The organism is Thalassotalea psychrophila (assembly GCF_031583595.1).
GTDB lineage: Bacteria > Pseudomonadota > Gammaproteobacteria > Enterobacterales > Alteromonadaceae > Thalassotalea_A > Thalassotalea_A psychrophila.
This window is the reverse complement of record NZ_CP134145.1, coordinates 717059-732960: the sequence shown is the minus strand read 5'-3', so window position 1 is coordinate 732960 and position 15902 is coordinate 717059. Positions and strand designations below refer to the sequence as shown.

Below are 15902 nucleotides of genomic sequence, written 5' to 3'. Positions count from 1 at the left end.
AGGAATGAAGAAAATAAAAGAAATGGAGGAATAAAGGAAATTAGCGCGACTTAGGCCGCGCGTAATAGGAATTAACTTAAATAGGTTTAACTCAAATAAGCTTAGCTCAGTACACCAGCTAGTGTCATAAAGGCAGCTGCAGCAAGTAATAATAAAACATTACGCTTAGCTAAGCGTACCAACAAAGATGGCTCTGCAGTTAAATCATCATCTTGAATCTTATATTCTTCGGAGGTTTTTGCCACAGTACATAAATATCGACGAGATGACACATGAAAGTTTAATAGACCTTCAAGCCAAATAGTGGACGCTTTAGAAAAGTGCCCTACGAGCATATAACCAAAAGCGACAAACCTTGATGGAATAATATCTATCGCGAATAATAAACCACGACCATGTTCAACTGCAGCTTCAGGTAAATAAGCTTCACCTTCTGCATTTTTAATATTATTACCAACAGCCACTAGTACGCGATAAAAAATAACGCCGCCAATACCAAAGAAAATGAATACCAGCATAACGGCCATATAGTATTGGTAGTTTATCCAAACTAAGGTTTGACCAAAACTTTCACCTTCAAACTCTTGGTTTTGTTGCAGTTCCATTTGATGATGAGAAACAGCAACTTCATCACCGCGCATTGCAGCATTTAAAAAGCCTTTATACGACTCACGCGCTTCAGTACAACCCAAACAAACCATAAGTATTACTATCGATACTATAAAAGTAAGCAGAGTACTATCGATGAACGCGAGTAAGCCACCAACTAAGACAGCCGGAAATAATGCAAAAACGAAGACGTTAAAACTGTTTTTGCTGATCTCGCCTTTAGAAACAAAACCACGGACAAATTTTAGATAGTGGCCATAATAAAAATTAAAGCACCAATGTTTAGATAGCAAAACTCGCTCAGCGGCTAAAGCGATTAATAAGCTAATAAGAGTCATTTAAGTTCCTGTTGTTCTTATTTATATTCAAATATTTTCTATATATAAAATTTTACTCTTACAATTCTAGGATTGCCAGAAAATAAAATACTTAATCGCATAAACTGCTAATCAATTAAGCCATTTTTATACTTTTGCCAGTCAAAACTTTCTCCTGGATCAGTTTTTCGACCCGGAGCAATATCACAATGGCCAGTTATTCTTTCGTTATTTATAGCTGGATAATTATGAGTGATAGCTGTGGTTAAGTGCTGTAGCGATTCATATTGTTCATTGGTATATGGCAACTCATCGGTACCTTCCATTTCAATGCCAATTGAAAAGTCATTACATTTTTCTCTTTGCTCAAAACAAGAAACACCAGCATGCCAAGCCCGTTTATTAAATGGCACGTATTGTACGACAGAGCCGTCACGGCGAATTAAACAATGGGCAGAAACTCTTATTTCATAAATACTTTTAAAATATTCATCATCATTAGGGTTTAGCTTACCAAGAAAAAAATCGGTTATGTGGTTTGAACCAAACTTACCTGGTGGTAAAGATATATTGTGGATCACCAATAAACTAACATCATCACATTCTCTTTCATCACAATGAGGTGACTCAAAATGTGCAACAGCGAAAGGTTTTCCATCAGATATTTCTATCCAACCATTGTCGATTGTAAAGTTTGTCTCCATACTACTGTTATATACCTTTTATTCTCTGTCGTTAACTAATCTTCATTATAAGATTAACGTCTTTGTGGCGAAGTCCGCAATCTTCTTTTTGTCTTTGTGGCGAACGACTATATGAATATAGGAGGTACGACGATATGGATATCGGAGGTAGAGCACTGTCGGGAACAAGTGCCGAGAGCGAAGCATGGATGCCCGAACCGAGGCCGCAATCTAAAGAAGATTCTGACCTCCGTCAGAAAGACGAACAGCATTAAACTGTGGCTATACTTACATTAACGTCATTGTGGCGCAGGCCGCAATCTATTTAAAAGAGCAAACTAACAGCATGCACAAAACAGACGACACCGTAAAAATGGGCAAAGGCATGATGTGGATTGCCTGGATCATATTTTTTGCACTTTTAGTATGGGCCTTCCAAGGTTTTTTAGACAAACAACAAAACCCGAATGCAGTTCCACAAGTTGGACTAACCAGTGATGGGTTAGCAGAAGTTACTCTTAAAAGAAACAAATACGGCCACTATGTTTCGGCAGGTACAATCAATAATGAAGGTGTTGTGTTTCTGCTAGATACAGGCGCGACCAATGTTTCAATTCCAGCAAAGTTAGCCGATAAACTCAACCTGCCTAATTTAGGTAATCATTATGTGCAAACCGCCAATGGGCGAGTAAAGGTATATCAAACTCAAATAGATCAATTGAGTATTGGTAATATTATTCTGTATAATGTCGCGGCAAATATAAATCCAGGTATGAATACAAACGAAATATTATTAGGCATGAGCGCCTTAAAACAAGTAGAATTTCGTCAATCTGGACAATACCTTTATTTAACTGAACAAAGAGAATACTAATGCACAATCTTGATCTTCAAATTAGCCCTGAACTACAAAATGACATTAAATCTACTGTAACGTGGGCACTGGCTGAAGATTTAGGTGCCGCACCTGGTGTTCAACCAAAAGCAGAAGACGATATTACTGCATGTTTAATTCCAGCTAATCATAAAGCCATAGCGACAGTAATTTGTAGAGAAGACTGTGTTATTTCAGGTGTTGCTTGGGTAAATGAAGTATTTAAACAGTTAGATTCCTCAGCAAATGAACACACCGAAATCACCTGGTTTGTTAATGACGGGCAAACTGTTAAAGCTAATACCACCCTTTTTGAATTAAACGGTAATGCACGTTTATTATTAACAGGTGAACGTACAGCACTTAATTTTTTACAAAGCTTATCAGGCACAGCAACGCTTACTAGCCAATACGTAAAAGAGTTAGAAGGTAGCGAAACGAAACTACTAGATACCCGAAAAACTATTCCCGGTATGCGCAGCGCGCAAAAATATGCAGTAACTTGCGGTGGTGGTCACAACCACAGAATTGGCCTTTTTGATGCGTTCTTAATAAAAGAAAACCACGTAAACGCTTGTGGCGGTATTAATAATGCAGTAACAACGGCAAAACAAAACCACCCTGGTAAAACTGTAGAAGTTGAAGTCGAAAGCTTAGATGAGCTAACTCAAGCCCTAGAAGCAGGTGCAGACATCATCATGCTAGATAACTTCAGCACAGAGATGATTGAAACTGCAGTAAGTCTTACAAGAGGCAAAGCCAAACTAGAAGTCTCTGGCAACATGACCATTGAAATACTAAAAGAATACACAGCAGCTAAAGTAGATTTTATTTCAGTAGGTGCATTAACCAAGCATGTACAAGCAATTGATTTATCGATGCGTTTTGCGTAATTAAGTACCCCCCATTCAATGTCATTCCCGGCTCGTTCGGGAATCCATTAGCACCCTCTCCGGCAAACAATCGCCGAAAAACTGCACAAACAGGCAAATAATTGCCGAAAACAGCCTATTTTAAGCAAAAAACATTTTACTTTTGTAACTATGTGTTACATATTTACTTTAGCCCCCATAATAACAATTAATTAATTAATGGAATTAATACTATGAAAAACATGAAATCAAGCCAGGGTTTTACCCTAATCGAATTAATGATCGTTGTTGCGATCATCGGTATTCTTGCAGCTATCGCGTTACCTGCGTACAAAGATTACACAGATAAAGCTAAAATCACTAACGCTATTGCTTCCGCCGCAGGATACAAAATGGTTGTAACTGAAAGCTTTTCAGTGGATGGCTCTTTATCTTGTGCTGGTGTACCTTCAGATGCTACTGGAGTGAGTTGTTCTGGTGGTACTATATCAAGCGTATATGATGGCGAGACTGTTTTATTAGCGCCAACTACCAGCTCAAACCAAATCACATGGGCTTGTTCTCACTCACCTTCAACTGTACAAGTTAAAGGTTGTGATTATTAATAAATAAGCATTTATTTGTTAATAGCTAAAAAGCTAGCAATTTTATTGCTAGCTTTTTTTGTATATGTAATTTAATGCCTTTAAAAATTATTTTAAAAGGGTAAACTGGCAATATAAATTTAAAATAATAAATAGAAATAATGTATGAAAGGGATCCATAGACAATCTAGCCTATTATCTGCTTTAGTTCGTAATGAAGTTATCACGAAAGAAAAAGCGGCTGATGTATTTTCTGTTAGCCAAAAACAAAAACAATCAATTATTAGCTATTTAGTAAACAAAACTGATGTCTGCCCGATACATTTATCAAAGGTTCTTTCTAAGAGTTTTGGTTATTCATTAATAGATCTTAAAAAGATCGATTTAAATGCTATTCCTGACGGCTTACGAAATGAAAAATTAATTCAAAAACATAATGCTTTGCCCTTATACCTTAGAGGCGGAATATTATTTATTGCTGTATCAGATCCTACCAATATAGATGCTTTAGAAGAATTTCAGTTCAATACAGGTTTTAATACTGAGATGGTATTATCTGATGAAAAAAACCTCCATGCTACAATCGAGCAATTATTAGAAGATGAAAATTCTGCTTTAGATATTACTGATCTTGATCAAGAAGAATTAGGCGACCTTGACGTCGCAGAAGATAAAAAAGAAGAAGACGATTCTGACGGTTCAAATGATGCCCCAATTGTTGTCTATATTAATAAAATTCTCTTAGATGCGATTAAAAAAGGCGCTTCAGATCTCCACTTTGAACCTTTTGAACATAAATTTAGAATCCGTTTTCGCGTCGATGGAATTTTAACTGAAGTTGCTACGCCTCCGGTGAACCTTGCAAGCAGAATGACTGCCCGTTTAAAAGTTATGTCTAAACTTGATATTGCTGAAAGACGAGTGCCACAAGATGGGCGTATTAAGCTTGCTGTTTCTAAGAAAAAATCAATTGATTTTCGTGTATCTACCCTACCGACTATGTGGGGTGAGAAAGTAGTTATGCGTATCCTTGATTCATCTAGTGCCAAATTAGGCATTGATATACTCGGTTACGAGGATGAACAGAAAGCGCTTTATATGGATGCTTTATCTAAACCTCAAGGTATGATTTTAGTTACTGGCCCAACAGGTTCAGGTAAAACGGTATCACTTTATACCGGTTTAAATATTTTAAATACCGAAGAACGAAATATATCTACCGCAGAAGACCCTGTAGAAATTAACCTTGAAGGGGTAAACCAGGTACAAATTAATAACCGAGCAGGGTTAGACTTTTCTAGTGCACTAAAATCCTTTTTACGTCAAGATCCAGATATTGTTATGGTTGGTGAAATACGAGATTTAGAAACTGCTGAAATTGCGATTAAAGCCGCGCAAACGGGTCACTTGGTTTTATCTACATTACATACCAACTCTGCAGCAGAAACCCTTACACGTTTATTAAACATGGGCGTTCCTTCATACAACGTTGCTAGTTCTGTAACATTAATTATTGCTCAACGTCTTGCTCGTCGTTTATGTAATCATTGTAAAGTTGAGGATGATATTACCGAACACGCATTAATAGAATTTGGCTTTGAGTCGACAGAAGTGTCCGGGCTAAAAATATTTAAGCCGGTAGGTTGTGAAGAGTGCACTAAGGGCTATAAAGGCCGTGTTGGTATTTACGAAGTTATGAAGATAAGTGAAGAAACTGCCAGCATCATAATGGAAGGTGGAAATTCATTAGATATCGCCAACCAGGCACAAAGTGAAGGCTATAATAACTTAAGGCAATCAGCTTTATTAAAAGCAAAATCTGGTGTTACTAGTTTATCTGAAGTAAATCGAGTTACTGCTTAGGCAGAAAAATTAAAATAACAAAAAGATAGGAAAACCTATGGCTATTGCAAGTGCTCAACATAAGGTAGTTAAACCAAAACCCGTTGAAGTGTTTCTTTGGGAAGGAATGAACCGTAAGGGTAAAAAAATTAAGGGTGAACTATCAGCAACAAACTTAATGGAGCTGAAAGCACAGCTCAGAAAACAAGGCATAACTCCCCTAAAAACTAAGAAAAAGCCTAAACCCTTCCTTGGAATGAGTGGTGATAAAGCTATAAAGCCTATGGATATTGCTGTTATTACTAGACAGATAGCAACAATGCTTGGTGCTGGTGTACCTCTGGTACAAAGCATTGAAATGATAGGTAAAGGGAATCCAAACGGCAATATAAGAAAATTGCTTGGGGATATAGGAAATAAAGTTCAATCAGGCTTGCCATTATCAGAGTGCTTAAGAGAGCATCGAAAATATTTTGATGACTTATATTGTGATTTAGTTGAGTCAGGCGAGCAGTCAGGTGCCTTAGAAACAATTTTCGATCGTATTGCTATTTATAAAGAAAAAGCCGAAATTCTTAAATCCAAAATTAAGAAAGCAATGACTTATCCTATTGCAATTTTAGTTATAGCTTCAATCGTTACTTCTATATTGTTAATTTTTGTTGTACCAACATTTGCTGAAATTTTTGAAGGGTTTGGCGCAGAATTACCTGGGTTTACCTTATTCGTACTTGGAATATCTGATTTTATGGTTGCCTATTGGTGGGTGGCATTAGCGGCATTATTTGCTACAGGTTACCTTCACAAACAGACTCACCTAAAAAGCCAAGACTATAGAGATAAAGTTGATAGAATCATATTAAAATTACCTGTTGTGGGTGCAATTCTAGATAAAGCGGCAATTGCTCGTTTTGCAAGAACTTTATCTACAACCTTTGCTGCAGGTGTTCCTTTAATAGATGCTTTAGCCTCAGCTGCAGGAGCATCAGGAAATGCTGTTTATCGAGATGGCATTAATGAAATTCGTGCCGAAGTCACCTCTGGTATGCAGATGAATTTAGCTATGCGTAACGTGCCAACTTTCCCCGATATGGTTATACAAATGGTCGCTATCGGCGAAGAGTCAGGAGCTCTTGATGATATGCTAGCTAAAGTAGCTACAATTTATGAACAAGAAGTTGATGATGCTGTTGATAACTTAACGGCTTTATTAGAACCTTTAATTATGGCGGTGTTAGGTGTAGTTATTGGAGGGTTAATTATTGCCATGTACTTACCAATATTCGCTATGGGTTCAATTATTTAGGCTAGGAACTAGGAACTAGGAACTAGGAACTAGGAACTAGGAACTAGGAACTAGGAACTATTAATTATAAGCTAATGAGTGTGACTTGTTAGCTTTGTTATCACAAAAAATAAAATAATAATAAGGTCTATCTGTGTTTTCAGACGTAATCGCTCTATTTGAGCACTTCCCAATAATATTTTATGTAACTATTACCATTTTAGGTTTGGTGATTGGTAGTTTTTTAAATGTAGTAATTTATCGTTTACCTAAAATGCTTGAAAACGAATGGCGATGTGAATGCCGTGAATTTTTAGACGATGAATTAAAGCCGGCCAAAGAGTTAGCAAAGCTTGAAGAACTAACACTATCTAAACCGGCTTCTACCTGCCCTAAATGTGGCCATAAAATTAAAGTTTGGGAAAATATCCCTGTTCTTTCTTGGTTATTTTTAAAGGGCAAATGCTCTTCGTGTACCAACCCTATATCTGCACGCTATCCCATAATTGAAACGGTTACTGGAATTACCTCGTTAGTTATCGGTGTGTATTTTGATGTTACTTGGCAAGCATTGTTTATGCTGATATTGACTTGGGCACTTATTGCATTAACTATGATTGATGTTGATAAGATGATATTGCCTGATCAAATTACTTTACCTCTTGTCTGGCTTGGCTTGATTCTTGGTTTGAATGATGTGTTTGTGTCTATTGACCAAGCAGTTATTGGTGCCATTGTTGGCTACATGAGTTTATGGTGCATATTCTGGTTGTTTAAACTAATTACAGGCAAGGAAGGAATGGGGTATGGCGACTTTAAACTATTTGCTGTATTCGGTGCTTGGTTTGGATGGCAATTACTTCCATTATTAATACTTATGGCTTCTTTGGTTGGTGCAATTATTGGCATAAGCTTGATGGTATTTAGAAATCATGAAAGCTCTAAACCGATCCCTTTTGGCCCATATTTGGCTATCGCCGGTTGGATCACAGCATTATGGGGTGAAGGTATATGGGTTTGGTATTTGGGGATGCTCGCGTAAAAATTTATCGTAGCGCTGGTTGGTCCGATTTTAATCGGACGTTAAAGAATATCCAGTGATTTGCCCAATTGATGAGATCCTGAAACGAGTTTAGGAAGTGTCTAGTTTTTTAGATCTCAGTCTCCGCGGTGATGACGAGAAAAAGAGGAATGACGGAAGTCGAATGTCAAAGTTAGTAATAGGTTTAACCGGCGGTATTGGTAGTGGTAAAACTACTGTCGCAGATATATTTGCAGAATACGGTATCGATATTATTGATGCCGATTTAGTTGCTCGCGAAGCTGTTGAACCTGGTACTCCTGCACTAGTCAAAATTGCAGAACATTTTGGCCCTGATTTTATTCTTGCTGATGGCCATTTAGACAGAAGCAAGTTACGACATAGAGTATTTGCTAATGAAGCTGATAAAACCTGGCTAAATGCCCTTTTACACCCCCTTATTCGAAATACTATGACAGAGCAATGCAGCCTTGCTAAAAGTCCTTATTGCTTTCTTGTTGCCCCTTTGCTCATAGAAAATGGTATTAATAATACTGTTGATAAAGTGTTGGTAGTCGATGTTAAGCCAGAAACTCAAATTACTAGAACAGTAAATCGAGATAATAATACTGCTGAACAGGCTCAAAAAATTCTAGAAGCGCAAATATCTCGTGATGAAAGACTAGCCCATGCAAATTATGTGATTAATAATGATGATTGCTCTATTGATGAATTAAAAGAGCAGATAGAATTGCTGCATAGAGAGTTTTTAAAATTAGTTGTTGGCTAGCACGCTAAAAACAAAAGACTGATGTCTCGCCAATCATACTCAAAAAAAATAATAGCCTTTCGCTAAATCTCTGGTTAGTATAGAAAGATCAGAACAAAAATTATAAAAACATGACTGAAATTCTTTATGAACACCCTCTAAACGAACGGATTCGTAACTATTTGAAACTTGAGCAATTATTTGTTCAGGCACGTTCGTGTCTGGCCCAAGAATTTTCGTCAAGTCATACCTTATTTTTTAATGCTTTATTTGCCATTTTAGATACATTAGATAGAACCGATTTACGCGGTGATGTTATTAAGGATTTGGAAAAGCTTGAACAGAATTTAATTGTTTGGTCAAAATCACCTGATGTAAATTCAAAAGCATTACAACTGAACCTTGAACAAACTAAGTCGTTAACGACAAGCCTTCGTTCTAAACAGCCTTTATGGTCGAGTTTGAAAGATGATAAATTTTTGGACGGCATGCGTAAGCGTTTTACCCTCCAAGGGGCTTATTGTGGTTTTGATTTACCTGCTCTTGTATATTGGCTAAATCAACCACCTATTTTTATTCAACAAGATGTTGATAGATGGTTAGGTGCGTTAGGTAAAGTCGAACAAGCGTTGCTAATGATTTTAAAATTCATCCGTCAAAAATCTAGTTTTTTAGAAATTGAAGCCAGTAACAGCTTTTACCAAGATAACGGTGAAGGGCTATTATTGTTACGTATTAAATTACCCGATGGAGTAGATTATTTCCCATCGGTAAGTGGCAATAGATACCGATATTCAATACGTTTTATGGAGCTGTGTGAAAGTAAAGGCCAGCAATATATCACTGACACTGTGCATTTCAACTTGGCTAAATGTTAGTCTAACCTTTAACAATTTTATATGTAAAAACTTTAGGGTACATTAACTTAGCATCTGTAAAAATTTTCACTTTTGTTTCATAATTATATTCATTACCTTTGCTTTCAATTAACTGTATGGACTTGATCATGTTATCGTAAATTTTTACTCTTGGTTTAGTTTCAACATAATTAAGTCCCCAGACTATGTAGGAAGTCAATGAGTCAACATCACCCGTTTTCATTCCTTTATTGAAATATATATTTTGATAAATTCTACTTATGTAGTCATGCCAAATGAGGTCATTTTTTACATTCAACAAGTATTGGACATCTTTGTATTTGCTTTCATGAAAATCTGACATTGATTTCATCGTATGCAAACCTGAAACCATAAATGGAATTACTAATATAGGAATCAATATTCCTATATATTTAGTAGCTTCATTTTTTCCAATATTTTTCTCCCTCGAATTGTTTAGTGACTCATCGATATACCAAATTAAAGTAATAAATAGTAGTAAATGAATCAATGAAGTATAGAAAGGGTACTCGAATTGAGTATGCAATAAAATTGGGACTAATAGGCTTAAAAGAGCGGAATTTTCTCTTAGCATATTTCGGGGAAATATCTGTATGAAACCAATGATTAAAATTAAAAGTCCGAATAAAGCTACGATTCCCCCTTCTATTCCCCAAAATAAAATTTCATTATGGGGATGATGAAGATTTTCAAGAGGCTCACCAAGTGACTCCTCTGTTTTCATTTTTTTAATATGAGCACTTCTATATACTCTTTCAAAGTTACCGTATCCATGCCCTAGCAAAGGACTTTTTTCAAATATATCAAATCCAACATTAATTATATCTAGTCTAATACCGCCATCAGTATAAAGCTTTTCTCCTCGTTCTACTCCTTTGATAATATTTAAAGAAATAATACCCCAAATAAGACCTAGAAGAATAAAAATGATACCTACCTTTACTCTATTAAAGTGTTTGAATATAACAGGAATTAACAGAAGTAAGGAAAGCAACAAACCTAAATAGCCAGTTTTAGATTGTAAAATTAAGAGAATCGTAGAACAGATAAATAAAACAGAATAATAAATATAAAGAATTTTTTTATTTAAATTATTAATTTCCTTATAAAGTAAGAACAAAGAAATAACTATACCCGAAGCCATAAAGCTAGCCATAATATTGGGCTGCCTAAATACTCCCGAAGGACGTAAGTTTAATAAGTCATAATAACCAAAATCCCACTCTAAAAAGTTAAACACAAAGAACTGTAAAAAACCTAAGATACCCTCTATAAGAATTCCAATTAAAAATATATTCAGTATTTTTACTCTATCTGTTAAACCAAATTTACATTGATAAAGGCTAAATAAAAATAAGACTCCTGCAATCAGAGCAATCAATCTAGGTAAAAAGTTATCTAGAGATGAATTAGAATAAGTAACAGGTAAAATTAAAAGTAGAACACCAGAGACAACATACAAAGACAGTTTTGAGTAAGTAATCGCTTTATTTTTATATACATACCAAAAGCCATAAGAGATTAATAAAGAAACTACCCCCCAACCAATCATATTTGAAGAAACGTATAATCCACTGCCTCTTGGCATAAAGGTAACTACATGCATACCAATAATAGTGAAAAATAATAGTGTTAATTGATATGCTTTATGAAAATTAAATTGCAAACTAAGACTCGAATTGTTGTTATAATTATTTTTATTGATAATACCTTAAATATATTAGTTACTGGAAAATAAATGACTACAAAAGTTAAATGCCCTAATTGCCAAAGTGAAGTTGTTTGGTGCAATGAGTCTGAATTTCGTCCATTTTGTTCTAAACGTTGTCAGCTAATTGACTTAGGTGAGTGGGCAAGTGAAGGTCATAAGATTTCTCAGCCAGCGCAAGGTGCACAGCCTTTATCTGAAGAAATGTTGGATGCGCTTGAAGATGAGTTTTTACAAAACAATAAGTTTTTTGTTGAATCTGAATAATTAAATTTGTTTTCTCATTTTATTTTGTCCTTCTTAAAATCCTATTTTTCAATCACTTGAAATGGCCATTATAAATAGGGCATAATTATTTTATCTTGGACAAAATAATAATTTCACGGATTATGAAAAACTTACTTACCATTATTCTTTTAGCCTTTGTTGGTGTATACGTTTATTTCAATGTGCTTTTTCCTAAAGCTGAAGATCCAAATCTATCTAATATACAACCAATCGTTTTAGAATCTACAGACGATATGCTCGCTAATGCATTTGATCAAAACATGGAATTTAAGCGTGATGTTGATTTATCTAAGCTAACCGACCTCGAAAAGATTACACATTTGTCTGACAATCAATTATCAAACGTTCAGGTACGTGGTTCTGGTCGTGTGGTAAGAATGTTACCCGATGATAATGAAGGCTCTCGTCATCAGCGCTTTATTGTACGGCTTAAAAATAATCAAACAGTATTAGTCGCTCATAATATTGATATCGGCTCAAGAGTAAATTCTTTACGTGAAGGTGACGATATTGGCTTTTATGGGGTGTATGAATGGAATGATAAAGGTGGTGTGGTGCATTGGACCCATAAAGATCCTAATGGACAACATCCGGATGGGTATTTGAAATATGTTGGGCTTACTTACAATTAAGGAAATAGGAATAAGGGGTTTAGGGGTCAAGGACTAAGGGCGTCACCTTCGAATTCAGGGGAATCATAACTAACAGTGAAGGTCTGCAGTTTTGTTGGTCCTAAATTATTAGGACGTTATTTCCGCAGGAAAGTTTGACTAAGTTTGCCTTTAAATGTCGCTATCGCGATAACGCTCGAATAAATTCGAGCCAACCATACATTTAAATTTTGGCTAAATTCAATAACATCAATTTTTCTACTATTGGCGTATTGGCTTTTGGGAAGTCGATGCTTATTAGTTCTTCTTTTTTAAACCAGCCTTGTTGTTGTCCTTCTTGAGCTGTTGGCTCTCCTAAAAATTGGTCAACTAAAAACACTTCGAGTAATACCTGCTTATCGCTGTAGTCATGGCTTATTTCAATGAGTGGTTGCATCGCGAGAGTATCAATTGCGATTTCTTCTTTAAGCTCTCTGTGCAGCGCTTCATGCACAGTTTCATTATTTTCCACCTTACCACCAGGGAATTCCCATTTACCACCTTGATGGGTGTGTTCAAGGCGTTTTGTGAGGAAGAATTTTTGGTCTTTGTATATTACGCCTACGGCGACGTGGACTCTTTTTGTCATTGTTGTGTTTCTAGATTTTTATATTGATGGAAGAATATAAGATTACGACCTGCGCCGCAATGATGTTTAATGGATCAGAGTTACGTCACGCTCTTCATTTCTCGTCAATGATAACAGAATTTAAGCCATCCCTGGCAATTCTAAGTTAATTCATCCTTCAATCAAAAAAGCCCTAATTGACTTCATCAATTAGGGCTTTATCAATATCCATTCAGCTAAACTTCTTAGCTTAATTTACCGTGACATTGTTTGTATTTTTTACCTGAGCCACATGGGCATGGCTCGTTGCGGCCAACACGTGCAACTTCGTTTTCTTGTGTTGCTTGGCCACTTGATTCATGCGTGTATTGCTTAGGTGCATCTTCGTTTTTACGCGTTTGCTCTTCTACCGCTTCAACATCTGATTCTTGTTGAATGCGAACTTTAGATAAAACGCTTACTACGTCATATTTTAAGTTATCAAGCATGTTTGAGAATAACTCGAATGACTCTTTTTTGTATTCTTGTTTCGGGTTCTTTTGTGCGTAACCGCGTAAATGAATACCTTGACGTAAATGATCCATCGCCGCTAAGTGCTCTTTCCATAAACCATCAAGTGTTTGTAGCATAATTGCTTTTTCAAACTGACGTAAAACGTCTGGGCCAACTTGTGCTTCTTTTTCAGCGTAGGCAGTTTCAACTTCCGCTAAAATACGTTCACGCAATGAGTCTTCGTTTAACTTATCGTCATCTTCTAACCATTTAACTAGCGGAAGATCTAAAGTTAACTCACCTTTAAGTTGTTCTTCAAGAGCTGGAACATCCCACATTTCTTCAAGTGATTGTTGTGGAATATGCGCATCAATCATACCGTTGATCACGTCGCCACGTACTGCAGCAATAGTATCGCCAATATCACCTTCATCTAAAAGTTCGTTACGTTGTTCGTAAATTACTTTACGTTGATCGTTGGCAACATCATCGTATTCAAGCAATTGCTTACGAACGTCAAAGTTACGACCTTCAACTTTACGTTGGGCGTTTTCGATCGATTTAGTTACCCAAGGGTGTTCAATCGCTTCACCGTGTTCCATACCTAATTTACGCATCATGTTAGCAATACGCTCTGAGGCGAAGATACGCATCAAGCCATCTTCCATAGATAAGTAGAAACGTGTTGAGCCTGGGTCACCTTGACGCCCTGAACGACCACGTAATTGGTTATCGATACGACGAGATTCATGACGCTCGGTAGCAACAATGTGTAAACCACCTGCCGCAACAACTTGTTCATGGTTTTCTTGCCACTCGGCTGTAGCTTTAGCAATTTGATCTTCTGACGGATTTTGCAATTTAGCAAGATCTGCGCCTAAGTTACCACCTAAGACGATATCGGTACCACGACCGGCCATGTTAGTTGCGATAGTTACCGCGCCGAGTTTACCGGCATTAGCAACAATTTCGGCTTCCTCAGCATGAAATTTAGCATTAAGTACTTTATGCTTAATTTTTGCTTTACGAAGAATGTCTGATAAAAATTCAGAGGTTTCTATACTGATTGTACCAACAAGTGTTGGCTGGCCACGTTCTACACAATCTTTAATATCGGTAATTACGGCTTCGTATTTTTCTTCTTGTGTTAAGTAGATTAAGTCAGCCATATCTTTACGAACCATAGGGCGGTTCGTCGGGATAACAACTGTTTCTAAGCCATAAATATGATTAAATTCGAATGCTTCTGTATCAGCTGTACCTGTCATACCTGATAACTTCTCGTATAAACGGAAGAAATTCTGGAATGTGATAGAAGCAAGTGTTTGGTTTTCGTTTTGAATGTTTACATTTTCTTTAGCTTCTACTGCTTGATGTAAACCTTCAGACCAACGACGACCTTCCATAGTACGGCCGGTGTGTTCATCAACAATAACTATTTCGCCTTCTTTAACGATATAGTCAACGTCTTTTTGGAATAATTTATGTGCGCGAAGCGCCGCCATAACATGGTGTAATAAAGCGATACTTGATGCACCATATAAAGAATCGTGCTCGTCTAGCATGCCACGTTCTTTTAAGATTTCTTCTACGCGAACTTGACCACGCTCAGTTAGGTATACTTGCTTTGACTTTTCATCAATGGTGAAATCACCGGTACTTTCGACACCTTCTTCATCTTCTGCTTCTTGTTGTTCAAGCATCGGCACCATAGAGTCGATTAAACGATATAGCTCGGAGCTGTCTTCGGCTTGTCCTGAAATAACAAGTGGTGTACGTGCTTCATCAATCAGAATTGAATCCACCTCATCGATTACCGCAAAATGTAATGGACGTTGCGCACGTTGCTGTGGAGAGAACGCCATGTTGTCACGTAGATAATCGAAACCAAATTCGTTATTGGTACCGTAAGTTACATCGCAATTATATGCCGCTTGCTTTTCTTCAGGTGCCATATTTGGAATGTTACAACCAACAGTCATACCTAAGAATTCAAATAATGGACGGGCCCAGTCAGCATCACGTGTGGCTAGGTAATCATTCACGGTAATTACGTGAACACCTTTATCGGTAAGGCCGTTTAAGTAGCTTGGTAATGTTGCGGTTAAAGTTTTACCTTCACCGGTACGCATCTCGGCAATTTTACCGTGATGTAACACCATGCCACCGATCATTTGTACATCGAAGTGACGCATGCCAAATACACGAACACTGGCTTCACGTACTACTGCAAATGCTTCAGGTAAAATGTTGTTTAACGTTTCGCCATTGGCAACTCGCTCTTTAAACTCAGTTGTTTTGGCTTTTAAATCATCATCACTTAACGCTTTTGTTGTTTCTTCTAGGGCGTTAATTTTTAATACTTCTTTGTTCATTTGCTTTAGAAGTCGGTCATTACGACTACCAAACAGCTTTCTCATTATATTTACAAACATTTTATT

Annotated in this window: 15 protein-coding genes; 10 read left to right on the top strand and 5 right to left on the bottom strand. The window is 36.7% G+C overall.

The window, feature by feature from the left end:
- Positions 1-101: 101 nt before the first annotated feature.
- Together ampE and ampD are read right to left on the bottom strand one after the other, a co-directional pair.
- Positions 102-947, bottom strand: coding sequence for a regulatory signaling modulator protein AmpE (ampE, locus tag RGQ13_RS03155; protein ID WP_348392106.1), 846 nt, complete (start codon positions 945-947; stop codon positions 102-104).
- Between the two features lie 107 nt (positions 948-1054).
- Positions 1055-1630 (bottom strand): 1,6-anhydro-N-acetylmuramyl-L-alanine amidase AmpD, encoded by a 576-nt coding sequence (gene ampD, locus RGQ13_RS03150; protein ID WP_348392105.1) that lies wholly within the window; start codon positions 1628-1630, stop codon positions 1055-1057.
- 325 nt (positions 1631-1955) lie between these two features.
- Between ampD and RGQ13_RS03145 the strand changes: the two genes are divergently transcribed.
- The 8 genes from RGQ13_RS03145 to zapD all read left to right on the top strand — a co-directional run bounded on the left by RGQ13_RS03145 (position 1956) and on the right by zapD (position 9734).
- A complete protein-coding gene (locus RGQ13_RS03145) occupies positions 1956-2483 on the top strand; it encodes a retropepsin-like aspartic protease family protein (RefSeq protein ID WP_348392104.1) in 528 nt (175 codons plus the stop codon).
- Entirely contained in the window at positions 2483-3376 is an 894-nt protein-coding gene (gene nadC, locus RGQ13_RS03140; protein WP_348392103.1) for a carboxylating nicotinate-nucleotide diphosphorylase, read from the top strand. Before RGQ13_RS03145 ends, nadC begins: the two co-directional genes overlap by 1 nt.
- 212 nt (positions 3377-3588) lie before the next feature.
- Positions 3589-3960, top strand: a complete 372-nt coding sequence (locus RGQ13_RS03135; RefSeq protein ID WP_348392102.1) for a pilin — start codon at positions 3589-3591, stop codon at positions 3958-3960.
- A 144-nt stretch (positions 3961-4104) separates the two neighbouring features.
- Complete coding sequence (gene pilB / locus RGQ13_RS03130; RefSeq protein ID WP_348392101.1) at positions 4105-5802, top strand: type IV-A pilus assembly ATPase PilB; 1698 nt, start codon at positions 4105-4107, stop codon at positions 5800-5802.
- A 37-nt stretch (positions 5803-5839) separates the two neighbouring features.
- On the top strand, positions 5840-7087 hold the full coding sequence (locus RGQ13_RS03125; RefSeq protein ID WP_348392100.1) for a type II secretion system F family protein: 1248 nt from the start codon (positions 5840-5842) through the stop codon (positions 7085-7087).
- Between the two features lie 133 nt (positions 7088-7220).
- Positions 7221-8108, top strand: coding sequence for a prepilin peptidase (locus tag RGQ13_RS03120; RefSeq protein ID WP_348392099.1), 888 nt, complete (start codon positions 7221-7223; stop codon positions 8106-8108).
- A 163-nt stretch (positions 8109-8271) separates the two neighbouring features.
- A complete protein-coding gene (gene coaE, locus RGQ13_RS03115; RefSeq protein WP_348392098.1) occupies positions 8272-8877 on the top strand; it encodes a dephospho-CoA kinase in 606 nt (201 codons plus the stop codon).
- A 110-nt stretch (positions 8878-8987) separates the two neighbouring features.
- Positions 8988-9734 carry a cell division protein ZapD gene (zapD, locus tag RGQ13_RS03110; protein WP_348392097.1) on the top strand — a complete coding sequence of 249 codons (747 nt, stop codon included), beginning with the start codon at positions 8988-8990 and terminating at the stop codon, positions 9732-9734.
- A gap of 1 nt (position 9735) precedes the next feature.
- Here zapD and RGQ13_RS03105 read toward each other — a convergent pair whose 3' ends face one another.
- Positions 9736-11421 (bottom strand): PglL family O-oligosaccharyltransferase, encoded by a 1686-nt coding sequence (locus RGQ13_RS03105; protein WP_348392096.1) that lies wholly within the window; start codon positions 11419-11421, stop codon positions 9736-9738.
- Between the two features lie 72 nt (positions 11422-11493).
- Between RGQ13_RS03105 and yacG the strand changes: the two genes are divergently transcribed.
- Both yacG and RGQ13_RS03095 read left to right on the top strand, forming a co-directional pair.
- On the top strand, positions 11494-11730 hold the full coding sequence (yacG, locus tag RGQ13_RS03100; RefSeq protein ID WP_348392095.1) for a DNA gyrase inhibitor YacG: 237 nt from the start codon (positions 11494-11496) through the stop codon (positions 11728-11730).
- 122 nt (positions 11731-11852) lie between these two features.
- Positions 11853-12383 carry a DUF3465 domain-containing protein gene (locus RGQ13_RS03095; protein WP_348392094.1) on the top strand — a complete coding sequence of 177 codons (531 nt, stop codon included), beginning with the start codon at positions 11853-11855 and terminating at the stop codon, positions 12381-12383.
- A 202-nt stretch (positions 12384-12585) separates the two neighbouring features.
- On the opposite strand, the gene mutT is transcribed toward RGQ13_RS03095, so the two are convergent.
- Positions 12586-12990: an 8-oxo-dGTP diphosphatase MutT gene (mutT, locus tag RGQ13_RS03090; protein ID WP_348392093.1), complete on the bottom strand. Its 405-nt coding sequence runs from the start codon at positions 12988-12990 to the stop codon at positions 12586-12588.
- Positions 12991-13214: 224 nt separating this feature from the next.
- Positions 13215-15896, bottom strand: coding sequence for a preprotein translocase subunit SecA (gene secA / locus RGQ13_RS03085; RefSeq protein ID WP_348392092.1), 2682 nt, complete (start codon positions 15894-15896; stop codon positions 13215-13217).
- Positions 15897-15902 lie beyond the last annotated feature (6 nt).

Coding starts and splice junctions, on each gene's coding strand:
- ampE (WP_348392106.1), bottom strand. CDS start 947: ATGACTCTTATTAGCTTATTAATCGCTTTAGCCGCTGAGCGAGTTTTG.
- ampD (WP_348392105.1), bottom strand. CDS start 1,630: ATGGAGACAAACTTTACAATCGACAATGGTTGGATAGAAATATCTGAT.
- RGQ13_RS03145 (WP_348392104.1), top strand. CDS start 1,956: ATGCACAAAACAGACGACACCGTAAAAATGGGCAAAGGCATGATGTGG.
- nadC (WP_348392103.1), top strand. CDS start 2,483: ATGCACAATCTTGATCTTCAAATTAGCCCTGAACTACAAAATGACATT.
- RGQ13_RS03135 (WP_348392102.1), top strand. CDS start 3,589: ATGAAAAACATGAAATCAAGCCAGGGTTTTACCCTAATCGAATTAATG.
- pilB (WP_348392101.1), top strand. CDS start 4,105: ATGAAAGGGATCCATAGACAATCTAGCCTATTATCTGCTTTAGTTCGT.
- RGQ13_RS03125 (WP_348392100.1), top strand. CDS start 5,840: ATGGCTATTGCAAGTGCTCAACATAAGGTAGTTAAACCAAAACCCGTT.
- coaE (WP_348392098.1), top strand. CDS start 8,272: ATGTCAAAGTTAGTAATAGGTTTAACCGGCGGTATTGGTAGTGGTAAA.
- zapD (WP_348392097.1), top strand. CDS start 8,988: ATGACTGAAATTCTTTATGAACACCCTCTAAACGAACGGATTCGTAAC.
- yacG (WP_348392095.1), top strand. CDS start 11,494: ATGACTACAAAAGTTAAATGCCCTAATTGCCAAAGTGAAGTTGTTTGG.
- RGQ13_RS03095 (WP_348392094.1), top strand. CDS start 11,853: ATGAAAAACTTACTTACCATTATTCTTTTAGCCTTTGTTGGTGTATAC.
- mutT (WP_348392093.1), bottom strand. CDS start 12,990: ATGACAAAAAGAGTCCACGTCGCCGTAGGCGTAATATACAAAGACCAA.
- secA (WP_348392092.1), bottom strand. CDS start 15,896: ATGTTTGTAAATATAATGAGAAAGCTGTTTGGTAGTCGTAATGACCGA.